The sequence below is a fragment of the Cryobacterium shii genome, from assembly GCF_004402595.1.
GTDB lineage: Bacteria > Actinomycetota > Actinomycetes > Actinomycetales > Microbacteriaceae > Cryobacterium > Cryobacterium shii.
The window spans coordinates 1-20,946 of sequence record NZ_SOFY01000071.1 but is presented as its reverse complement, the minus strand read 5'-3'; the positions used below and the strand labels follow the sequence as shown (position 1 = coordinate 20,946).

At 66.7% G+C, this 20,946-nt stretch carries 20 protein-coding genes and 1 pseudogene; 15 read left to right on the top strand and 6 right to left on the bottom strand.

Annotation, left to right across the window (positions count from 1 at the left end; genetic code table 11):
• Positions 1–98 precede the first annotated feature (98 nt).
• From chvE to E3O49_RS13345, 9 genes are all read left to right on the top strand, one after another.
• Positions 99–1,223, top strand: coding sequence for a multiple monosaccharide ABC transporter substrate-binding protein (gene chvE / locus E3O49_RS13385; protein WP_134365657.1), 1,125 nt, complete (start codon positions 99–101; stop codon positions 1,221–1,223).
• Positions 1,224–1,310: 87 nt separating this feature from the next.
• Positions 1,311–2,852: a multiple monosaccharide ABC transporter ATP-binding protein gene (gene mmsA / locus E3O49_RS13380; protein ID WP_134365656.1), complete on the top strand. Its 1,542-nt coding sequence runs from the start codon at positions 1,311–1,313 to the stop codon at positions 2,850–2,852.
• Entirely contained in the window at positions 2,849–4,030 is a 1,182-nt protein-coding gene (gene mmsB, locus E3O49_RS13375) for a multiple monosaccharide ABC transporter permease (RefSeq protein WP_134365655.1), read from the top strand. The genes mmsA and mmsB overlap by 4 nt, the downstream gene beginning before the upstream one ends.
• A 300-nt stretch (positions 4,031–4,330) precedes the next feature.
• Complete coding sequence (locus E3O49_RS13370) at positions 4,331–5,320, top strand: type IV toxin-antitoxin system AbiEi family antitoxin domain-containing protein (RefSeq protein ID WP_134402777.1); 990 nt, start codon at positions 4,331–4,333, stop codon at positions 5,318–5,320.
• A 473-nt stretch (positions 5,321–5,793) separates the two neighbouring features.
• Positions 5,794–6,027: a glutaredoxin-like protein NrdH gene (nrdH, locus tag E3O49_RS13365; RefSeq protein WP_134363478.1), complete on the top strand. Its 234-nt coding sequence runs from the start codon at positions 5,794–5,796 to the stop codon at positions 6,025–6,027.
• A 102-nt stretch (positions 6,028–6,129) separates the two neighbouring features.
• Positions 6,130–6,534 carry a class Ib ribonucleoside-diphosphate reductase assembly flavoprotein NrdI gene (gene nrdI / locus E3O49_RS13360; RefSeq protein ID WP_134365653.1) on the top strand — a complete coding sequence of 135 codons (405 nt, stop codon included), beginning with the start codon at positions 6,130–6,132 and terminating at the stop codon, positions 6,532–6,534.
• A 5-nt stretch (positions 6,535–6,539) separates the two neighbouring features.
• On the top strand, positions 6,540–8,672 hold the full coding sequence (nrdE, locus tag E3O49_RS13355) for a class 1b ribonucleoside-diphosphate reductase subunit alpha (protein ID WP_134405033.1): 2,133 nt from the start codon (positions 6,540–6,542) through the stop codon (positions 8,670–8,672).
• 64 nt (positions 8,673–8,736) lie between these two features.
• Positions 8,737–9,711 (top strand): class 1b ribonucleoside-diphosphate reductase subunit beta, encoded by a 975-nt coding sequence (gene nrdF / locus E3O49_RS13350; protein ID WP_134365652.1) that lies wholly within the window; start codon positions 8,737–8,739, stop codon positions 9,709–9,711.
• Between the two features lie 256 nt (positions 9,712–9,967).
• On the top strand, positions 9,968–10,234 hold the full coding sequence (locus tag E3O49_RS13345) for a GYD domain-containing protein (protein ID WP_241978642.1): 267 nt from the start codon (positions 9,968–9,970) through the stop codon (positions 10,232–10,234).
• A gap of 74 nt (positions 10,235–10,308) precedes the next feature.
• Here the strand turns inward: E3O49_RS13345 and E3O49_RS13340 are convergent, their stop codons facing one another.
• Together E3O49_RS13340 and E3O49_RS13335 are read right to left on the bottom strand one after the other, a co-directional pair.
• Complete coding sequence (locus E3O49_RS13340; protein ID WP_134365651.1) at positions 10,309–11,202, bottom strand: hypothetical protein; 894 nt, start codon at positions 11,200–11,202, stop codon at positions 10,309–10,311.
• Between the two features lie 313 nt (positions 11,203–11,515).
• Complete coding sequence (locus E3O49_RS13335) at positions 11,516–12,406, bottom strand: hypothetical protein (protein WP_134365650.1); 891 nt, start codon at positions 12,404–12,406, stop codon at positions 11,516–11,518.
• A 67-nt stretch (positions 12,407–12,473) separates the two neighbouring features.
• On the opposite strand from E3O49_RS13335, the gene E3O49_RS13330 reads away from it, so the two are divergent.
• On the top strand, positions 12,474–12,944 hold the full coding sequence (locus E3O49_RS13330) for a universal stress protein (protein WP_134365649.1): 471 nt from the start codon (positions 12,474–12,476) through the stop codon (positions 12,942–12,944).
• Positions 12,945–13,208: 264 nt separating this feature from the next.
• Here E3O49_RS13330 and E3O49_RS13325 read toward each other — a convergent pair whose 3' ends face one another.
• A complete protein-coding gene (locus E3O49_RS13325) occupies positions 13,209–13,586 on the bottom strand; it encodes a PGPGW domain-containing protein (RefSeq protein WP_134365648.1) in 378 nt (125 codons plus the stop codon).
• A gap of 154 nt (positions 13,587–13,740) precedes the next feature.
• Here E3O49_RS13325 and E3O49_RS13320 point away from each other — a divergent pair, with 154 nt between their 5' ends.
• From E3O49_RS13320 to E3O49_RS13310, 3 genes are all read left to right on the top strand, one after another.
• Positions 13,741–14,421, top strand: coding sequence for an NADPH-dependent F420 reductase (locus E3O49_RS13320; protein WP_134451758.1), 681 nt, complete (start codon positions 13,741–13,743; stop codon positions 14,419–14,421).
• Between the two features lie 90 nt (positions 14,422–14,511).
• Positions 14,512–14,922, top strand: coding sequence for an Hsp20/alpha crystallin family protein (locus E3O49_RS13315; RefSeq protein ID WP_134365646.1), 411 nt, complete (start codon positions 14,512–14,514; stop codon positions 14,920–14,922).
• Positions 14,923–15,183: 261 nt separating this feature from the next.
• Positions 15,184–17,340 carry a hypothetical protein gene (locus tag E3O49_RS13310; protein WP_134434461.1) on the top strand — a complete coding sequence of 719 codons (2,157 nt, stop codon included), beginning with the start codon at positions 15,184–15,186 and terminating at the stop codon, positions 17,338–17,340.
• Between the two features lie 43 nt (positions 17,341–17,383).
• Here the strand turns inward: E3O49_RS13310 and E3O49_RS13305 are convergent.
• Positions 17,384–17,659 (bottom strand): annotated as a pseudogene (locus E3O49_RS13305) (arsenate reductase ArsC); the annotation flags it as partial.
• Positions 17,656–18,699, bottom strand: a complete 1,044-nt coding sequence (gene arsB / locus E3O49_RS13300) for an ACR3 family arsenite efflux transporter (RefSeq protein ID WP_241978644.1) — start codon at positions 18,697–18,699, stop codon at positions 17,656–17,658. The pseudogene E3O49_RS13305 and the gene arsB, both read right to left, overlap by 4 nt.
• A gap of 233 nt (positions 18,700–18,932) precedes the next feature.
• Here arsB and E3O49_RS13295 point away from each other — a divergent pair, with 233 nt between their 5' ends.
• Positions 18,933–19,304 (top strand): ArsR/SmtB family transcription factor, encoded by a 372-nt coding sequence (locus tag E3O49_RS13295; protein ID WP_134365643.1) that lies wholly within the window; start codon positions 18,933–18,935, stop codon positions 19,302–19,304.
• Positions 19,305–19,559: 255 nt separating this feature from the next.
• Complete coding sequence (locus E3O49_RS13290) at positions 19,560–20,381, top strand: M23 family metallopeptidase (protein ID WP_134451754.1); 822 nt, start codon at positions 19,560–19,562, stop codon at positions 20,379–20,381.
• Between the two features lie 124 nt (positions 20,382–20,505).
• On the opposite strand, the gene E3O49_RS13285 is transcribed toward E3O49_RS13290, so the two are convergent.
• The coding region (locus tag E3O49_RS13285) for a CHY zinc finger protein (protein ID WP_338145001.1) at positions 20,506–20,946 on the bottom strand (441 nt) is incomplete at its 5' end.

Genomic DNA, 20,946 nt, shown 5'->3' with positions numbered 1-20,946 from the left:
CGCACCACAGCACCACTACGCACCATCGCACCACCAGAAGTCCCCCTCCGGATTCACCTGCAATCAAAGCTGATAACAGAAACACGAAAGGTACTTACGTGAAGACAAAGAAGGTCCTCGTTGGCATCGCAGCCATCGGACTCGCACTCTCCCTCGCCGCCTGCTCCGGCGGAACCCGCGGCGGAACCACCGCGGATGACTCGGCCGGTTCCAGCAAAGGCGCCCTCGTCGGCGTTGCCATGCCGACCAAGACCAGCGAGCGCTGGATCAAGGACGGCGACGCCGTCAAGGCCTCGCTCGAGAAGCTCGGCTACAAGGTCGACCTGGAATATGCAGACGACAAGATCCCGCAGCAGGTGCAGCAGATCAGCAACATGCTGACCAAGGGCGCCAAGGTTCTCATCATCGCGTCGATCGACGGCACGGCGCTCAGTGACCAGCTCGACGAGGCCGGCAAGGCCGGCGTCAAGGTCATCGCGTACGACCGCCTGATCAACGGCAACAAGAACGTCGACTACTACACGACCTTCGACAACAACGAGGTCGGTGTGCAGCAGGCCACGAGCCTTCTGACCGGCCTGGGCGTTCTGGACAAGGACGGCAAGGAAACCGGCGCGACCGGCCCGTTCAACGTCGAGCTGTTCGGCGGAAGCCCCGACGACAACAACGCGACCTTCTTCTTCAATGGCGCGATGGACACCCTGCAGCCGTACATCGACAAGGGCGTGCTCGTGGTCAAGAGCGGCCAGGTCGGCTTCACCCAGGTTGCCACGCTGCGTTGGGACCCGGCGACGGCCCAGAAGCGGATGCAGAACCTCATCGCCAGCACGTACTCCGACGGCAGCAAGGTTGACGCTGTCCTGTCCCCGTACGACGGGCTCTCCATCGGCATCATCTCGGCTCTGACCAGCTCGGGATACGCCACCGACGCCCTGCCGATCGTCACCGGTCAGGACGCCGAGGCTGCATCGGTCAAGTCCATGATCGCCGGCCAGCAGTACTCCACCATCTACAAGGACACGCGCCAGCTGGGCGACGAGGCCGTGAAGATGGCTGACGACCTGCTCAACGGTCGCACCCCCGAGGTCAACGACACCACGAGCTACGACAACAAGGTGAAGGTCGTCCCGACCTTCCTCTTCGCGCCGCAGGTCGTCACGAAGGACAACTACAAGGAACTCCTCGTCGACACGGGTTACTACACCGAGGCAGACCTCAAGTAAGCAGGTCTCTCTCCCGGCAGTGGCGGCGGAGACGCCGCCACTGCCTCCCCCCTCTTTCCTCCTCACCGCACGGAAGAAGAAGTAACGGTGACCACAAATATTCTTGAGATGCGCAGCATCACGAAGACCTTCCCCGGAGTCAAAGCCCTCCAGGATGTGTCGCTCGAGGTGCAGCGAGGACACATTCACGCAATCTGCGGTGAGAATGGCGCAGGAAAATCCACCCTGATGAAGGTGCTGTCGGGTGTCTACCCGGCCGGCACCTACGACGGCGAGATCGTCTTCGAAAACGAGACGGTCGCCTTCAAATCCATCAACGAATCCGAAGCCACCGGAGTCGTCATCATCCACCAGGAACTCGCGCTCAGCCCGTACCTGTCCATCGCCGAGAACATCTTTCTCGGCAATGAGCAGCAGACCAACGGCTGGATCGACTGGAACAAGACCAACCTCGAGGCGGCGAAGCTGCTGGCCCGGGTCGGTCTCAAGGACAATCCCATCACCAAGGTGCGCGACATCGGCGTCGGCAAGCAGCAACTCGTGGAAATCGCCAAGGCGCTGTCGAAGGAGGTCAAGCTCCTCATTCTGGACGAGCCCACCGCCGCCCTCAACGACGAGGACTCGGCCAACCTGCTCGACCTGATGAAGCACCTCAAGGGCCAGGGCATCACCTCGATCATGATCAGCCACAAGCTGAACGAGATCAAGGCGGTCGCAGACGAGGTCACGATCATCCGTGACGGCAAGCTGATCGAAACCCTCGACATGCACACCGATGACATTTCGGAAGAGCGGATCATCAAGGGCATGGTCGGCCGCGACCTCGGCAGCCGCTACCCGGACCACGTGCCCCGCATCGGCGAAGAACTGCTGCGAGTCGCGGACTGGAACGTCTACCACCCCCTCGACCACCAGCGCCAGGTCGTCAAGAGTGCCAACATCACGGTCAGGGCCGGCGAAATCGTCGGAATCGCCGGGCTGATGGGCGCCGGGCGCACCGAACTGGCGATGAGCGTTTTCGGCCACAGCTACGGTCACAACATCTCGGGCAGGGTCTTCAAGAACGGCGTCGAGGTCAACACCAGCACGGTGACGGCCGCGATCGACAACGGTCTCGCCTACGCGACCGAAGACCGCAAACGCTACGGCCTCAACCTGATCGAGGACATCAAGCGCAATATCTCCCTCGTCTCCCTGAAGAAGATCGCCCGTAACGGCTGGGTGGACTCCAACAAGGAGGCGGTCATCGCCGAGGGCTACCGCAAGAGCATGAACATCAAGGCCCCCAACGTGGAAGCCCTGACCGGAAAACTCTCCGGCGGCAACCAGCAGAAGGTCGTGCTGTCCAAGTGGATGTTCTCCGACCCGGATGTCCTCATCCTCGACGAGCCCACCCGCGGCATCGACGTGGGAGCCAAGTACGAGATCTACGGCATCATCAACAAACTCGCCGATGAAGGCAAGGGCGTGATCGTCATCTCGTCCGAGTTGCCCGAACTGATCGGGATCTGCGATCGCATCTACACGATCTTCGAGGGCCGCATCACGGCCGACGTTCCTCGTGGCCAGGCCACGGCCGAATACCTTATGCAACACATGACTCAGGAAAGGGCGAAGGACAACCGATGAGCGCGTTCAAAACCGCACTAAACTACCTCGGCGGCCAGCTACGGCAAATTGGCTTGATCATTGCGCTGATCGCGATCACCATCTTCTTCCAGGTGGCGACCAGCGGCATCACTCTCAAGCCCATCAACGTCTCCAACCTGATCGTCCAGAACAGCTACATCCTGATCCTGGCCGTCGGCATGGTGATGATCATCATCGCCGGCCACATCGACCTGTCGGTCGGATCCGTGGTTGCCTTCACCGGGGCCATGGCGGGAGTGATGATCACCCAGTGGAACGTGCCGTGGTGGGCCGCCATCATCCTGTGCCTCGTGCTGGGAGCGGCGGTCGGCATGTGGCAGGGATTCTGGATCGCGTACTTCGGCATACCGGCCTTCATCGTCACCCTGGCCGGCATGCTCACGTTCCGCGGTCTGACCCAGATCGCACTGCAGAACCAGCAGATCTCGCCCTTCCCGGATGAGTTCCGTGCGCTCGGCAGCGGGTTTCTGCCCGACCTGGGCGGCGGAACGAGCGTGCTCGAACCGCTGACGGTCGCCATCGGCGTGCTGGCGACGGCGCTGCTCGTGCTCCAGGGCGTGCGCTCGCGCATCGCCCGCAAGAAGTACGACGTCGAGGACGAGCCGTTCGCCTGGTTCCTGGTCAAGCTGGTCTTCACCGCCGCGATCATCCTTTACATCACGTACCTGCTGGCCAGCTACCGGGGCACCCCGATCGTGCTCGTCGTGCTGGGCATCCTGACCGTCGTGTATGCGGCAGTCATGGCGAACAGCGTCTTCGGCCGCCACGTCTACGCCATCGGCGGCAACCTCAACGCCGCCGCGTTGTCGGGCGTCAAGACCAAGCGGGTCACGTTCCTGCTGTTCGTCAACATGGGCATGATCGCGGCCCTCGCCGGACTCATCTTCACCGCTCAGCTCAACCTCGCCAACCCGAAGGCCGGTGACGGTTTCGAGCTCGACGCCATCGCGGCCGTCTTCATCGGCGGCGCCGCGGTCACGGGAGGCATCGGCACCGTGACGGGGGCCATCATCGGTGGTCTGATCATCGGGCTCCTGAACAACGGCATGTCCATCCTCGGCGTGGGAACCGAGTACCAGCAGCTGATCAAGGGCCTGGTGCTCCTGGCCGCAGTCGCATTCGACGTCTACAACAAGCGCCGCTCCGGCGGTCGCTGACCCACCCGCAATACCGCGAGCACGAACAGTCAGACCCGGAAGGGCCGGCTCCCATGCAGGGGGCCGGCCCTTTCGCCGTCCGTGGCCGGGTGCGAGCGGCGCGCAAGATCCCGCGGCGCAGGTTCGGGTCGCCGGCGCACGTTCGAACCTGCGCCGGCGAGCACAGGTTGCGCCGCCGTCCACGGGCGCGGGCACCGGCACCGCCAGGGGGTCATTCATCCACAGGCGCCATTCCCGTGGGTTATCCACGGATGCTGCGCCGTGACCCTGCGCGGCAGCCGGCGGCTCCCAGAGTGAGGCATGACCCGACTTCTGGACATCGTCACCGCCGGCCACGCCGAGCTCATCCCCTACTCCGCCCTCCGGGAAGCCGGCTTCACCTCACGTGCGGTGGGTGCGCTCACCCGCGCGGGGGAGTTGGTGCGCACGCGCCGCGGCATCTATGTGCGCGGTGAGGTGTGGCGAACGGCGGATCCCGACCAGCGGTACCGCCTGTTCGTGCTCTCGGCGGCCGCGACCGCGGAACGGCCGCTCGTGCTCTCCCACCTGTCCGCGGCGGTCGTGCACGGGCTGCCGATCATCGGAGCGTGGCCCCGCACGGTGCACACGATGGATCCGGGCGCCACGGGAGGCAGCACGGCCCGGTTCACCACCAGCCACCGCGGTGCCCCGATCCCGGACACGGTGGTGAGGGACGGCATCGCGGTGACCTCGCTGGCGCGCACTCTGGTCGACGTCGCGGCCGGCACGAGCTTCCTGGCGGGTGTCACGATGATCGACCACGCGCTGCGGGTGGAGCAGGAGCGGGTCGCGGATGAGGCGCTCCGCGGCATCCGTGGGCAGCCCGCCCTGAACAAGACGGACCTGTTCGACGAGCTGGCCGCGGTGAACCCGCGGTGCGGGGCCCGCCAGGCGGGGCAGGCCATCAGATTCGGCAACGGCCTCGCGGCCAACGCCGGAGAATCGCTCAGCCGGGTGCGGATGTTCCAGCTGGGGTTCGAGGTCCCTGAACTTCAGGCCTGCTTCGCCAACGTGCAGGGACACGACTACTGGGTCGACTTCTACTGGCGGCGCATCCGCAAAATCGGCGAGTTCGACGGCAAGCTGAAATATACGCGCGGCGCGGTCCTGGGGGATCGGGACCCCGGCCACGTCGTATGGGCCGAGAAACGCCGTGAGGATGCGCTGCGCTTCCACGTGCGGAGTTTCGACCGCTGGGACTGGGCGACGGTGCTGTCGCCGCAACGCTTCCACCGGTTCCTCACGGAGCGGGGGATGCCGAGAGCCTGACGTTTGCGGCAGCCGTCCCGCTCGCGGCGCAGGTTCGGTTCGCCGGCGCAGGTTCGAACCTGCTCCGGCGGCCACAGGGTGCGCCGCGAGGCTCGGTCCGCCGCGCGGGCCCCGACGCGCGGGCCGGGGCCTTCGGCCGACGCGCTCCGACACGCCGCCGGAGTTTCCACAGGCTCCAGTTCGGGGGGCCCGCCGCCTGTGGATAACTTCGGCGTTCTCCGCGTAATGTGGGGCCACTCGCATCCGTCGGGCTGTGTACAACCGGTGGAATGTCGGTGGATAACTACATACTTGTAACTACTGCATGTAGTGGCCGTTCCCATTTCGCATCACTAGATGTAGTATTGAACTTCAACACAGCACGCCTTGAAGTTCAGATTTCACAATGAAAACCGATTTTAAGCACTGAGTTCGACACTGAGTTTGATACTGAGTTTGAATACTGATCCCTGAACGACGAGAAAGGCACTCCCATGGCTATCACGGTCTACACCAAGCCCTCCTGCGTGCAGTGCACCGCGACCTATCGCGCTCTGGACAACAAGGGAATTGAATACGAAATCCTCGACCTCTCGGTCGACGAAAACGCCCTGGAAGCCGTCAAGGCCCTCGGCTACCTGCAGGCCCCCGTCGTCATCACCGACGAGGACCACTGGTCGGGCTTCCGCCCCGACAAGATCAACGAACTCGCGCAGCGCCTCGCGTAGCAGCACCGCCCCGGCCGCCGGCCCACTCGTCGTTTTCGCAGGGATTTCCGCACCGGGTGGTGTGCGCGCCAGCTTCTCAGATTCACACACAGGGGGTGTTCTATGACCGATATCGTCTACTTCTCGAGCACATCGGGAAATACGCAACGCTTCGTCGAGAAGCTCGGGCGCCCCGCCGCGCGCATCCCGCTGTACGCGCGAGACGAACCGCTGGTGGTCGACGAGCCCTATGTCCTGGTCGTGCCGACGTATGGCGGCGGTGAGACCAAGGGAGCCGTGCCCAAGCAGGTGATCCGGTTCCTCAACGACGAGCACAACCGCTCGCTCATCCGCGGCGTCATCGGCGCGGGCAACACGAATTTCGGCGAGGCCTTCTGCGTCGCGGGCGACATCATCGCCGCGAAGTGCAAGGTCCCGCACATGTATCGATTTGAAGTACTCGGAACTCCGGATGATGTGCGCATCGTCCACGACGGATTGGAAGAATTTTGGAAGCAACAGCCGTGAAGACGATGACTCACCCGGCAGCCGGCCTGGCGATGGATTACCACTCGCTCAACGCCATGCTCAACCTGTACGGCCCGAACGGGGAGATCCAGTTCGAGAAGGACCGTGAGGCCGCCCGCGAGTTCTTCCTGCAGCACGTCAACCAGAACACGGTGTTCTTCCACACCCTGCGTGAGCGTCTCGACTACCTGGTCGAGAAGGAGTACTACGAGCAGGCCGTGCTCGACCAGTACTCGTTCGACTTCATCACCAGCCTCAACCAGCTGGCGTACTCGAAGAAGTTCCGTTTCCAGACCTTCCTCGGCGCGTTCAAGTACTACACCTCCTACACGCTGAAGACCTTCGATGGGAAGCGTTACCTCGAGCGTTTCGAAGACCGCGTCGTGATGACCGCGCTGGGCCTGGCCCAGGGCGACGAGCAGCTCGCGATCTCCCTCGTCGAGGAGATCATCGCCGGCCGCTTCCAGCCGGCCACCCCCACCTTCCTGAACTCCGGCAAGGCGCAGCGCGGCGAGCTCGTCTCCTGCTTCCTGCTCCGGATCGAAGACAACATGGAGTCGATCTCGCGCGGCATCAACTCGTCGCTGCAGTTGTCGAAGCGTGGCGGCGGCGTCGCGTTGCTGCTCAGCAACATCCGTGAGTCCGGGGCTCCGATCAAGCAGATCGAGAACCAGTCCAGCGGCATCATCCCCGTGATGAAGCTGCTCGAAGACTCCTTCAGCTACGCCAATCAGCTCGGCGCACGCCAGGGAGCCGGCGCCGTGTACCTGCACGCGCACCACCCCGACATCATGCGCTTCCTCGACACCAAGCGCGAGAACGCGGACGAGAAGGTGCGGATCAAGACGCTGTCCCTCGGCGTCGTCGTGCCCGACATCACGTTCGAGCTGGCGAAGAAGGACGAGGACATGTACCTGTTCTCGCCCTACGACGTCGAGCGCGTCTACGGGGTGCCGTTCGCCGACATCTCCGTCAGCGAGAAGTACCACGAGATGGTCGACGACCCGCGCATCAAGAAGTCGAAGATGAAGGCCCGCGACTTCTTCCAGACGCTCGCCGAGATCCAGTTCGAGTCCGGCTACCCGTACATCATGTTCGAGGACACCGTCAACGCGGCGAACCCGATCAAGGGTCGCATCAACATGTCGAACCTGTGCTCGGAGATCCTCCAGGTCAACACCCCAACCACGTACAACGAGGACCTGTCGTACGACAAGATCGGCAAGGACATCTCCTGCAACCTCGGGTCGATGAACATCGCCCTGTCGATGGACTCGCCCGACTTCGGTAAGACCGTCGAGACCGCCATCCGTGGCCTCAACGCGGTCTCCGAGCAGAGCCACATCTCCTCGGTGCGGTCGATCGAAGACGGCAACGACAAGTCGCACGCCATCGGCCTGGGCCAGATGAACCTGCACGGCTACCTTGCCCGCGAGCGGGTGTACTACGGCAGCGAAGAGGGGATCGACTTCACCAACATCTACTTCTACACGGTGCTGTTCCACGCCCTCCGCGCCTCGAACAAGCTGGCCGTCGAACGCGGCCACGCCTTCGACGGATTCGAAGACTCGACCTACGCCTCCGGTGCCTTCTTCGACAAGTACACCGACCAGGTGTGGGCGCCGGCGACGACCCGGGTCGTCGAGCTGTTCGAGGCCTCGAGTGTCAGCATCCCGACCCAGGCGGACTGGGCCGAGCTGAGGGCATCCGTCATGGCGCACGGCATCTACAACCAGAACCTGCAGGCCGTGCCGCCGACCGGGTCGATCTCGTACATCAACAACTCGACCTCGTCGATCCACCCGATCGCCTCGAAGATCGAGATCCGCAAGGAAGGCAAGCTCGGCCGCGTGTACTACCCGGCGCCGTTCCTGACCAACGACAACCTGGACTTCTACCAGGACGCCTACGAAATCGGCGCCGAGAAGATCATCGACACCTACGCGGCGGCCACCCAGCACGTCGACCAGGGCCTCTCGCTGACGCTGTTCTTCAAGGACACCGCCACCACCCGCGACATCAACAAGGCGCAGATCTACGCGTGGCGCAAGGGTATCAAGACGATTTACTACATCCGTCTGCGCCAGCTCGCCCTCGAAGGTACCGAGGTTGATGGCTGCGTTTCATGCATGCTTTGAGTGAGTTTGCTGTGAGCGTCCTGACTGCTGAATCGACTCTGAACTGCCACCTAAGGAACAACCAATGATTGACAAGCTCAAGCTCGTCTCCCACGTTGACGCGATCAACTGGAACAAGATCGAAGACGAAAAAGACGTCGAGGTGTGGAACCGCCTCGTCAACAACTTCTGGCTGCCCGAGAAGATCCCGCTCTCGAACGACGTGCAGTCCTGGGCCACGCTCACTCCGGTCGAGCAGCAGCTCACCATGCGCGTGTTCACGGGCCTCACCCTGCTCGACACGATTCAGGGCACCGTCGGCGCCGTCTCGCTGATCCCGGATGCGATCACGCCCCACGAAGAGGCCGTCTACACGAACATCGCGTTCATGGAGTCCGTGCACGCCAAGAGCTACTCGTCGATCTTCTCGACCCTGTGCTCGACGAAGGAGATCGACGAGGCGTTCCGCTGGTCGACCGAGAACGTGAACCTTCAGAAGAAGGCCGCGATCGTCATGGACTACTACCAGGGCGACGACCCGCTCAAGCGCAAGGTCGCCTCGACCCTGCTTGAGTCGTTCCTCTTCTACTCGGGCTTCTACCTGCCGATGTACTGGTCCAGCCGCGCCAAGCTCACCAACACGGCCGACCTCATCCGTCTGATCATCCGGGATGAAGCCGTGCACGGCTATTACATCGGCTACAAGTACCAGAAGGGGCTCGAGACCGCCTCGCAGGAGCGTCGCGACGAGATGAAGGACTACACCTTCAACCTCGTCTACGAGCTCTACGAAAACGAGGTGCAGTACACGCAGGACCTCTACGATGAGGTCGGTCTGACCGAAGACGTCAAGAAGTTCCTGCACTACAACGCCAACAAGGCGCTGATGAACCTCGGCTACGAGGCCATGTTCCCCAAGAGCGTCACCGACGTGAACCCGGCCATCCTGTCGGCGCTCTCGCCGAACGCGGACGAGAACCACGACTTCTTCTCCGGGTCGGGCTCCTCGTACGTCATCGGCAAGGCCGTCAACACCGAAGACGCGGACTGGGACTTCTAAGCACAAGCCACACCAGCAGCCGGCCCACAAGAAGGCCGGGAACCCCGAGGGGTTCCCGGCCTTCTCACCGATGTCAGAGCGTGGGGCCAGACCTACGATGTGAGGCGGTCCCGTTCCGGGGCCGCCTCAGGGACCTTCCCTCCATCGGGGTCGGGCACAGTCGCACGCCCGCCTCCTCAACGTCACGGGACAGGAAAGATCATGGCCAAATTTCTTTTCGAAGCGAACTACGTGGGCCAGGGGCATCAAGGGCCTCATGCGCGAAGGCGGAACGAAGCGCCGGGAGGCCCTCGTCGACGCCCTCAAATCGGTGGGCGGCTCGTTGGAATGCTTCTACTACGCCTTCGGTGACACCGATGTGCTGGACGTCCTGGACGTGCCGGACGATGCCAGCGTCGCCGCACTCTCTCTCATGATCAACGGCACCGGCAACGTGACCGTGAAGCTGAAGCCGCTCATGACGCCGGAGGATCTCGACCAGGCTGCGAAGAAGAGGCCGTCCTACCGGGCCCCCGGGCAGTAGGGCGGCGGTCAGTACACGGAGAAACGGATGGCCGGAAGCGCGGTGCGCTTCCGGCCATCCGTTGTTCTGCGGTGTTAGTTTCCGGCGTGAACGTCGGCGTCGGCGTCGGCACCGGTGTCGGTGTCAGGCCCGGCTGCGGCGTGCGCCTGGACCCGCTCGACGATCTTCTGGATCACGGTGCCGTAGTCGCCGTTCCGGGCGGCGGTTTCGATCGCCTGCGCGGCGGCCTCCTGCTGGTCGGCGGGCGCGTTCTTCAACGCGGCCAGGTCGGCCTGCAGGTCAGCCGGCAACTTCGAGAGCAGCGCCGGGTTGTCGGCGAGCTTGAGGGCCAGCTCCGTCGCCGAGGGGCCGGCAGCCTCGGCCGCCTCCTGATCGGTGCCCGATGCGGTGCCCGACGTGGTGCCCGATGCGGTGGCCGACGTTGTGCCCGTCGCGGTGCCCGACCTGGTCCCGAGGTCACCGCTCAGGGCGGCGCGCAGGGCGGCGGTCAGCGGGTGCTTCGGGTTGTCCCGCACGGCCTCGGCGATCTTCGTGATCTCCTCGCCGTATCCTCCCGCCAGGGCGGTGGTGCGCACGGTGTCCACGGCGGCCGCCCGGTCGGTTGCGCCGGAGGCGTCCTTGAGGGTGGTCAGGTCGGTCTGCAGGTTCGCCGGCAGGCTGTCGAAGAGCTCGGCGTGCGTGGAAATGGTGGCAGCCACCTTCTGGGCCTTAACGTTCCCGCTCTGCCCGTGGGAGAGGTCGCCGCGGAGCTCCATCGCGAGTGACGCGAGGAATGCGCCATTCGATGTGGCGGCGGCGTCCCCGCTGGTGCTCGCGCTGTGCTCGGCGCCGGGGCTGCGGGGAGCGGCGGTGGCGCCCTGGGCGCCGACCCCGAGGAGAGCGCCGGCGGTCAGCACGGAGGCTGCCCCGAGGGCGATGCGCTTGGTGCGGGAGGTGGCGGATGCCGGGTTGATCGTGTGCTTGTTCAAGGTGATTCCTTTCGATTGCGGCAGCCGGTCGGCGAAAAACCCGATCGACCGCTCGTAGTCATCGCCAGGAGTCTAGGCAGGCGGAGTGGGCGGCCGGTCCGTGCCGGCTGGGAATCCGGGCGGATGGCCTCCGCCGCCCGGCGGGCGTGTCACCGCAAGTTGTGCTGGCCGGTGTGAGGGCGTCTCTGAAGAAAATGCAACCTGACCGGGGATCGAGCTCGTCGCGGCCCGGATCTTGCCGGGCCGGGCGCCCGGGTCCTGTGGAGCCGAGGCGCTCAGGGCGATTAAGCTCTGCGCGGAGAACGCGCGACGCTCAGGACCCGGGCAGCAGTCCCTGTTCGCGGCAGGGCTGGCCGCCGACCAGGTTGAGGCAGGACGCGAACGCCGCCGGGTACCCGAGCGCATCCGACGACCCGAACCACTTGTTGTAGAACACCCAGAAGTTCAGGTTGCCGTGCGTGGAGCATCCGTCACCGTCGGAGCCCGGCTGGGCGAGCGCCGCGGGGTTCGGCTGGTATGGCGTGTAGTTGTAGAGGTTCGCGGTGGCCTGGTTGCGGATCTCGACCGGTGACGCCCCGCAGGCGGCATCCGGGTTGTAGCTCACGTCGACGCTGCCCACCTGGTAGGTGCGGTCGGGCTCCTGGGTGTACTGCCGGAACTGCCAGGCCGCGCGGTAGACCTGGTTGAAGAACCCGAAGTACTGCGCGTCGCAGTCGGCGGTGTCGGGGCAGCCGTAGCCGGTGGCGCGCAGATAACCGGATGCCGTGGGCCGGGTCAGCAGGGACTGCTCCTTCTGCAGCAGCGCCAGCAGCACGCGCGGGCTGATGGTGCAGGCCTCCGCGACCTTCGCGATGATGCGGCTGGCCGGTTCCGCGGCGGCGCCCGGGTAGGCGGCGCAGTGCCCGGCGCCCTGAGCGGGCTGGGTCACGGTGCTCTCGCGGTACTCCCACAGGCAGGGGACTCCGTCGGATGCGGTGCAGTGCCGCTCCTCCAGGAAGTCCTGGATCTCGTTCGCGGTCATCGCGTCGGGGTTGAAGAAGTTGTAGTCGCTGATGATGGCGCCCGGGTCGAAGACCGCGGGGCCGGCGAGGGTCTCGATCTTGCGCACGGTTCCGCCCCAGAACAGCCCCACGCCCACCACGACCAGCGTGACGAGCGTGACCAGCGCGAGCAGTTTGCGACGTGGCGTCCGCAGGTACGTCATGGGGGAGACCTTACCGCCACGCGGCGGGAGAGTGCTGGGAAGGCCCGGCCAGGAGTAGCGTGGGGTCATGTCGGACCTACAGCCAGAACAGCCCCCGCTCCCTCCGAACAGCATCGTGGTCGGCCACGATGGGTCGGACTACGCCACCCATGCCCTGAGCGCCGCCCTCGAGATCGCCGGGCAGTTGCACGCGCCCGTCGTGGTGGTGCGCGCCTGGTCCATTGACACGGCCTCGCGGCCGGCCAACTGGGAATTCGGCTACGTCTCCTCCCTCGAGGAGTATGCCGAGGCGGTGCGCGACGAACTTGCCCGCGATGTGCGCGCCGAGGTGGCGAAGCATCCGGATGTCGAGGTCGACTACCGCGCCGTCTACGCGAGCCCGGTGAAGTGCCTGACCGAGATCGCCAAGGGTGCACGGATGCTCGTGGTGGGCCCCCGAGGTCGCGGCGGCCTGGCCGGCATGCTGCTCGGCTCGGTCAGTGAGCAGTGCGTGCGGCACGCGAAGTGCCCCGTGCTGGTCGTGCGTCCGACCAGCTGACCGTAGTTCCGCCCATCGGCACCTCTGTCGTCGGGGCGTCGGGGCGCTGACGCGTCGAGGCACTGACGCGTCGAGGCGCTGAACCAATTCGACGGAGATTTTTCGGAAAAGGGCTCTGTCGCCGGAGTGTCGGGCCCGTTTCGGCCGGTTCTGGTCAAAATCTCCGTCGAATTCGTTAGGGGAGCGGGGCCGGGCCGGGCATAGCGGGGCGCCCGCTTCGGCCGTGGCGCTCGTCGCCGACGGAGAGAGCCCGGCGTGCCGGGCCTAGGCGGATTCGATTCCGTAGGCGCGCGGTGAGCGGTCGGCGCGCCGGGCCCTGGCCGCGGCTCGCCGGGTCTTCCACCAGCCCCAGACGCTGGTGAGGATGCGCCGGAGCAGCACGCCGACGCGGTGCGCGGCGGGGAACTCCGTGCCCAGGATGGCGATCCCGAGGAACACGACCAGCCAGCCGGGCCCGGGCAGGGGCACAAGCAGGAGACCGAGGGTGACCACGAACGCGCCGAGCAGGCCGACGGCCAGCCGGTACAGCCAGCGGATGCGCGGATACCGCTCCACCCAGGCCCGGCACCGGCGCAGCAACCGCCGGATGGGATGGTGCGAACCGCTGCCTTGGTCGATCTCGCGCTGGAGGGTGTCGGACATGCGTTCAGGCTAGGTCGGGTGCCTGTGAACCGGCTGCGTCACATCCGTTGGCGTCATCTCGCCCCAGTGGCGCGAACGCGGTCATAATGCACGAGAGAATCACTCGGACTGAGCCGGCCCAACCTCACCTGCACGACATGAAGGAGTACCGATCATGAAGATTGCCCTTCTGGGTACGGGAACCGTGGGGCGGATGCTGGGAGCGGCGCTGGCCGGGCAGGGCCACGAGGTCACGCTCGGCACCCGGGACCCGGCCGGCCCACTGGCCTGGGTGGGCGCGGACGCGATGGAGAGCCCGCCGATCTCGGAGTGGTTCACGGCGCATCCCGGGATCGGCCTGGCCCGCTTCGCCCGCGCGGCCGAAGCCACCGAACTGGTGGTGAACGCCACCAACGGCGCGGCCTCGCTCACCGTGCCGGCCCGCACCGGGACCGGCAACCTGGCCGGCAAGGTGCTGCTGGACATCGCCAATCCGCTGGACTTCTCGCACGGGATGCCGCCGTCGCTCACGGTCTGCAACCGGGATTCACTGGGCGAGCAGATCCATCGGGCCTATCCCGCGGCGAAGGTGGTCAAGTCGCTCAACACGATGAGCGCCGCTCTGATGATGAACCCGGGCCTGGTGGCCGGGGGCGAGCACAGCGTCTTCGTGTCGGGCAACGACGCCGAGGCGAAGAAGACGGTGACCGCTCTGCTGACCGATCTGGGGCACACGGATGTGATCGACCTCGGCGACATCACGACCGCGCGGACCTCGGAAATGTTGCTGCCGATCTGGCTGAGGCTGTGGGGAGCCCTCGGCACCCCCTTGCTGAACTTCAAGATCGTGCGCTGAGGCGCACCGGCACGGCCGAGCGCGCCGCCGTGCCGCGGGGTACTGTATGCGGCATCCGGAGCAACACAGGAACATGGAGGAGACATCATCATGGCTGCCATTGCAAAACGAGAACGTTTCGAAATGCCGGAGCCCGTCCGGCGCTTCTTCGAGGGGGACTGGGACACCCCGACCATGCGGGTGGAGGAGTTCCGCGACGGCAACAGTCTCGTGATCAAGGCGGAAATGCCCGGCATCGACCCGGAGAAGGATGTCGACATCTCCGTGAGCGAGGGAGTGCTGCACATCCAGGCGCAGCGGGAGGAAAAATCCGAGTACAAGGGCAAGGACGGCTACCGGTCCGAATTCCGGTACGGGTCGTTCCTGCGGGACATCGCGCTGCCGCGGGGGTGCAAGGAAGAGGAAGTGACGGCCTCCTATCGGGACGGCATGCTCGAGGTGCGAGTGCCGGTGCCCGAGCAGGCGGAGTCGAGCAAAAAGGTTCCGGTCATCCGAAGCTGAGCCACACGGATGCGTCCGGTCGGGTTGAGCGGAGCGGATCTGTTCCGCAGGTTCTCCCCTGGAACCCGCCCGACAGTGCCCGTTCCGGTCGAGAGTGCCCGCTGTGCGAGTCACTCTCGACCGGAACGGGCACTTTCACGGTCGCGTCCGGTCGGACCCCGAATGGGGGACGTAATCGACCGATTCTCTTGACAGGCCGCACCTTAACCGGTTTAGTTGGGACTACTGAACCGGTTCAACGCTCGAACCAGGAGAGAAGACATGACGTACAACGCTGTTCGCTCACACACGACACGATCTCGATCGACCAGGAAGACCGTGGCCCTCGCCGCCGCGGTTTCGATGATCCTGATGGGAGCCGGGACCGCCGCCGCGGCCGCATCGCCGCCCGGCAGCATCCGTTCCGCCCCGGCGGCCTCCGCGCCGTCGACCCAGCCGTCGACCCAGCCGTCGCCCCAACCGTCGACCCCGCCGCTGACCAACCTGTCCCACCTCGACTTCTTGCTCGACACCGTGCCGTTGACCGCCCTGCCGGAGCACACGACCTACCGTCTCGCCGAGCAGCCTACCGCGCAGGCGCCGTGGACCTACTCGAACAAGTTGGCGGACGGAACCTACGACCGGGTCGGCGGCGGGTCGCTCGACCCCGCGACCGGGCACTGGAGCCAGGGTGCGTTCAACGCCGACGACATCGCCCGCACGGCGGTCGTCTACCTGCGCCACTGGCAGCTGACCGGCGACGCCGCCAGCCGGGAACACGCGCTGCAGACGCTGCGCTCCCTGACCTACCTGCAGACCGCGAGCGGGCCGAACGCCGGCAACGTCGTGCTCTGGCAGCAGGCCGACGGCACCCTGACGCCCAGCGCCACCCCGGTGGAACTGCCCGACCCGAGCGACTCGGCCGAGTCCTACTGGGTGGCCCGCACCGTCTGGGCCCTCGGCGAGGGCTACGCGGCGTTCAAGGACGCCGACCCCGAGTTCGCCGCGTTCCTGCAGGAGCGGCTGCACCTCTCACTCGACTCCCTCGAGCGCCAGTCGCTCGGCAAGCACGACACCTTTGACATCGCCGACGGCGTGAAGGTGCCGGCCTGGCTGATCGCGGGCGGGGCGGATGCCTCCGCCGAGGCCGCCCTCGGCCTCTCCGCCTACGTCGTGGCCGCCCCGGCCGACGAATCCGCGCGCACCGCCCTCACCCAGCTCACGGAAGGTGTCGCCGCGATGTCCTCCGGCTCCGCCAGCCAGTGGCCCTTCGGCGCGATCATGCCCTGGAACAAGTCGCAGACCCTCTGGCACGCGTGGGGTGGGCTCACCCCGGCATCCGTCGCCACCGCCTCTACCGTGCTCGGCCGCTCCGACCTGCTCGCCGCCGCCGTCAAGGACACCGCCCAGTTCACCCCGCAGCTGCTCGCCGCGGGTGGACCGGACAACGCCTGGAGCCCCACTCCCGGCGAAGCGCAGATCGCCTACGGCGTGGACTCCCGCGTGCAGGGACTCGTCGCGACCGCGAAGGCCGCGAACGCCCCCGGTCTGATCGACCTGGCGGCCGTGACCGCCGGCTGGTTCTTCGGCGCCAACCCCAACGGCGCCCCGGCCTACAACCCGGCCACGGGAACCTCCATCGACGGCATCGAGCAGGACGGCCGTCTCAACCCCAACTCGGGCGCTGAATCCACCATCCACGCCCTGATGACCATGCTCACCCTGGACGCGAACCCGGTGCTGAAGGCGAAGGCCCTCGGCATCGACAAGACCGTCGCGACCGTCGGGCTGAGCGTCGTCGAGGCCGAGTCCGGCACCATCTCCGGCAGCGGAACCGTGGTGCGGCCGCCGTCCTCCTGGACCGGCGAGGCCAACATCTCCGGCGGCGCCTACGTGGCCCTGGCCGCGGGGGACTCGCTCCGCATCCCCGTCCCTGCCGCCGACCAGACCCGCAATGTGTACCCGATCGTGAACCAGACCGAGGCGGCTTCCGGCGCAACGGCCTGGTCCTCCGCCACGGCGACACTGGGCAGCACGGATAACGGCGGCGCGGGGGCACAGGGCATCACGGATGCCCCGGGACGCCTGTTCCCGCTCTCGCTGCAGCAGGCGCTCCCGGCCGCGGACACCGCGGTCGTCGGGGCTGCCGACGGGGCGGCATCCGTTGACGCGCTGCTGATTCAGCCGCTCATCTCGTCGATCTCGGTGACCGGGCCGGCTGGGGACTCCACCGTCTACGTCAGCGCGGCGAACGCGCCGACCGTGCGCACGGTGCTCGTGCCGCGCGGACACCGGCTGGAGCAGCAGGCCTTCGACAACACCGGCAAGCCGATCGCGCCCACCCGCGCCGACATGAAGGCCGACAAGAAGGCGTCGAAGACGGGTGCCGTGACCGTTCTCGCTGGCGGCTTCACCGTGACGAAGCTGGTGCTCAAGTAGAGCGGCTTCTTCGCCGGGGCCCACACTGTGGCGTGGGGGTCNGGAAGATCGGGCAGGTGTCGCCGCAGCCCATGGTGATCACGACATCCGATTCCTTGACGGCCTCGGTGGTGAGGATCTTCGGCACGTTGTGGGCGATGTCGATGCCCTCCTCGGCCATGGCCTCGATCGCGACCGGGTTGATCTGGTCCTTGGGCGCCGAGCCGGCGGAGAGCACCTCGACGCGGCCCGCGGAGAGAGCCGTCATGTAGCCGGCGGCCATCTGGGAGCGGCCCGCGTTGTGCACGCAGACGAAGAGAACGGTGGGCTTGTCGGTCATGATCGCGGTTCCAATTCGGTTGTGGGGGAGGGGTGTCCGGTGTCGCCAGACGGATGCCGGGTGTCACTGGGGAACAGGCGGGGCCGCAGCCAGAGGGCCACGTAGACGAGGGCGACCAGGGCCGGGACCTCGATCAGCGGGCCGACGATGCCGGCCAGGGCCTGGCCGCTGGTGGCGCCGAAGGTGCCGATGGCAACGGCGATCGCCAGTTCGAAGTTGTTGCCGGCCGCCGTGAATGCGAGGGTCGTGGTGCGCGCGTAGGCGAGGCCGGCGATTTTTCCGGTCACGAATCCGGCGGCGAACATGATGGCGAAGTAGGCCAGCAGCGGCAAGGCGATGCGGGCCACGTCGAAGGGCCGCTCGATCACCTGGCTGCCCTGCAGTGCGAACAGGAGCACGATCGTGAACAGCAGGCCGTAGAGGGCGAACGGGCCCACCTTCGGCAGGAACCGGGACTCGTACCAGGCGCGCCCGCGGGTGGCCTCGCCGACCCGGCGGGACAGATAGCCGGCCAGCAGCGGGATGCCGAGGAAAACGAGCACGCTGACCGTGATCGCCCCGATCGAGAAGTCCGCGCTCGTGGTCGACAGGCCGAGCCAGGCCGGGAGCACCTGGAGGTAGAACCAGCCCAGGGCGGCGAAGGCCAGCACCTGGAAGACGGAGTTGAGCGCCACCAGGAACGCGGCCGCCTCTCGGTCGCCGCAGGCCAGGTCGTTCCAGATCAGCACCATGGCGATGCAGCGGGCGAGGCCCACGACGATCAGGCCGGTGCGGTATTCGGGCAGGTCCGGCAGGAAGATCCAGGCGAGGGCGAACATCAGCGCCGGGCCGACGAGCCAGTTCAGCACCAGCGACGAGATCAGGAGCCGCCGGTCGCCGGCGACGGCGCGGGCATCCGAGTAGCGCACCTTCGCCAGCACCGGATACATCATCACGAGCAAGCCGACAGCGATCGGCACGCTGACCGAGCCGATCGTGAACGCGCTGAGCAGGTCGCCGACACCCGGCGCGAACACCGCCAGGAGCAGTCCCGCGGCCATGGCGGCGAGGATCCAGACCGGCAGGAGCCGGTCGGTGGCGCCGAGCTGCGCCGGGGCGTCGGGCTGTGCGCCCGGCTGGGCGTCGTGCTGAAGGGAGGGCCGTGCGGAAACGGCGGGTGGTTCGGGGGAAGGCATCTGGCTCCATCAGCATCCGTGGCATAAAATCGACGTGCGTCGATAGGGAGTCTGACCAACGCATCGATGGATGTCAATTTATGGGGGATACTGTTCACATGTCGTTCACCGTTGCCCCTCCCGCGCCGGACTCGACGCCCGTCGACACGGACACCGCCGCCTGCTGCGCGCCGGCCAGCCGTGAGGCGATCGGGGCAGCGGATGCCGAGAAGCTCGCCCGGTCGCTAAAGGCCGTCGCCGACCCGGCCCGGCTGCGCCTGGTGTCGCTCGTGGCGGCGCACGCCGACGAGGAAGCCTGCGTCTGCGACCTGACCGAACCGCTCGGACTCAGCCAGCCCACCGTGTCGCACCACCTCAAGGTGCTGGTGGATGCCGGAATCCTGACCCGCGACAAGCGCGGCACCTGGGCGTATTACCGCCTTGTTCCCGGGGCTCTCGACTCGCTGGCGGGGTTACTCGCCGGTCTCTGAACCCGTTGTCCGGGCGAAATAAAACAGCCCGGAGCACACTTTTTAATTTGACGCCAGACCTTGCATTCTCAGGATAGCGAGGTATTCTCAAGTCTTGCGTGCCCGGCCCCCGACGTCCGGACGCGCCCTGGACACTTCCCCTGGGGGAGCGTCGTTCCCGTGGGCCTCGATCCGCGCCGCGAACGCCTGTTCCGTCTGAGTGAGGATCCATCCTCACCTGACCCGCGTAGCCGCGCTGACGAGAGTTGTTTTACCATGCCCATTCGCACATTCCGCCTGCCCACCGCCCTCCGGCGGAAGGGGCCCGCCCCCGCCCCTGCAGCGACGGACACCCGAGCGCGGCGGCCGTTCCGGGCCCTGCCGCCGGCGGCCGCCGTCGCCATGCTCCTGGCCGGACTCCTCACCGCGACCCTCGCCATTCCGGCGCAGGCCTCGGAACTCGACCACGCGTCGGGCCTGCCCAACGGCGTGCCGCCCGCCGTCGCCATCGGGCCGGCACAGAGCCTGCCCGCCAGCACGGCGACCACGGATCTAATCCAGCGCGACGGGTTCTCCGTCACGGAGGCCGCCGCTCCGGCCCCCGTCGCAGCCCCGGCCGCGAGCGCAGCAGCAGCCCCGGCTCCCGCCGCCCCCGCCCCGGTGCAGCCTGCCATCCGCTGGCCGTTCCCCTCGGCCGTGCGCCTGTCCGACACCTTCGGCCCGAGGGAAGCGCCCTGCGACGGATGCTCCACCTTCCACAAGGGACTTGACATGCTCCCCGGCGAGGGCGCTGCGGTCGGCGCGGTCGCGGACGGCGTGGTTCGGTCCGCCTCGGCCTCCGATGACGGCGGCCTCGGCGTTCACGTTGTGATCGACCACACGGTGGACGGGCGACTCGTGAGCAGCGTCTACGCGCACTTCCAGGCCGGCTCGCTGCAGGTGTCTCCCGGCCAGTCCATCACCGTCGGGCAGCACCTCGGCAATGTGGGCAGCACCGGGCAGAGCACCGGCCCCCACCTGCACTTCGAGATCCTGCTCGACGGGGTCACCCCCACCGACCCGTACGCCTGGCTGATGCAGTACGCCGGCGCGATGTAGCTTGCTGCCGCGCGCTGTCACGCGCTTCCGCCGGGGGCCGGCGCGAGGACCGTGGCGAGTGCGGTGCTCGCGGGGCCTGCGATGAGCCCGGGCGATGAGCCCCGCGCGGATCCTGGCGAGAACGTCAGGCGAGCGCCTCGGGGACGTCGAAGTACAGGTGGGCGTGGGTGCGGCATCCGTCGTTGAAGGCCGCGTCGCACCGGGGGCACCGGTCGGTCTCGCGGTAGTCGGCGATCGACAGGGTGTCGCCGCAGGCGCCGCAGAGGATGGCGTGTTCCGCCCAGCGATCGGCCGGCCACTGCCGGGCCGGATGCGTCTCGGCGGCCGCGTGGCACTGATAGCACGGGTAGAAACGCTCGCAGCAGACGAACTTGATGGCCACGACGTCCCGCTCGGTGCGGTAGTGCGCGCAGCGCGTCTGGTCATCGACGGTCTGGCCGTGCACCGTATGCTCCTGCGCCGGGTCTGCGGGCGCCGGCTCTGCGGGCGCCGGGTCTGCGGGCGCCGGCTCTGCGGGCGCCGGGTCTGCGGGCGCCGGGTCTGCGGGCGCCGGCTCTGCGGGCGC

Excerpts from the sequence above, each read along its gene's own strand:
- E3O49_RS13315 (WP_134365646.1), top strand. The coding sequence starts at position 14,512 with ATGGCTGCCATTGCAAAACGAGAACGTTTCGAAATGCCGGAGCCCGTC.
- nrdI (WP_134365653.1), top strand. The coding sequence starts at position 6,130 with ATGACCGATATCGTCTACTTCTCGAGCACATCGGGAAATACGCAACGC.
- nrdE (WP_134405033.1), top strand. The coding sequence starts at position 6,540 with ATGACTCACCCGGCAGCCGGCCTGGCGATGGATTACCACTCGCTCAAC.
- E3O49_RS13330 (WP_134365649.1), top strand. The coding sequence starts at position 12,474 with ATGTCGGACCTACAGCCAGAACAGCCCCCGCTCCCTCCGAACAGCATC.
- E3O49_RS13320 (WP_134451758.1), top strand. The coding sequence starts at position 13,741 with ATGAAGATTGCCCTTCTGGGTACGGGAACCGTGGGGCGGATGCTGGGA.
- E3O49_RS13295 (WP_134365643.1), top strand. The coding sequence starts at position 18,933 with ATGTCGTTCACCGTTGCCCCTCCCGCGCCGGACTCGACGCCCGTCGAC.
- E3O49_RS13290 (WP_134451754.1), top strand. The coding sequence starts at position 19,560 with ATGCCCATTCGCACATTCCGCCTGCCCACCGCCCTCCGGCGGAAGGGG.
- nrdH (WP_134363478.1), top strand. The coding sequence starts at position 5,794 with ATGGCTATCACGGTCTACACCAAGCCCTCCTGCGTGCAGTGCACCGCG.
- E3O49_RS13310 (WP_134434461.1), top strand. The coding sequence starts at position 15,184 with ATGACGTACAACGCTGTTCGCTCACACACGACACGATCTCGATCGACC.
- E3O49_RS13335 (WP_134365650.1), bottom strand. The coding sequence starts at position 12,406 with ATGACGTACCTGCGGACGCCACGTCGCAAACTGCTCGCGCTGGTCACG.
- nrdF (WP_134365652.1), top strand. The coding sequence starts at position 8,737 with ATGATTGACAAGCTCAAGCTCGTCTCCCACGTTGACGCGATCAACTGG.
- mmsB (WP_134365655.1), top strand. The coding sequence starts at position 2,849 with ATGAGCGCGTTCAAAACCGCACTAAACTACCTCGGCGGCCAGCTACGG.
- E3O49_RS13325 (WP_134365648.1), bottom strand. The coding sequence starts at position 13,586 with ATGTCCGACACCCTCCAGCGCGAGATCGACCAAGGCAGCGGTTCGCAC.
- E3O49_RS13370 (WP_134402777.1), top strand. The coding sequence starts at position 4,331 with ATGACCCGACTTCTGGACATCGTCACCGCCGGCCACGCCGAGCTCATC.
- E3O49_RS13345 (WP_241978642.1), top strand. The coding sequence starts at position 9,968 with ATGCGCGAAGGCGGAACGAAGCGCCGGGAGGCCCTCGTCGACGCCCTC.
- arsB (WP_241978644.1), bottom strand. The coding sequence starts at position 18,699 with ATGGCCGCGGGACTGCTCCTGGCGGTGTTCGCGCCGGGTGTCGGCGAC.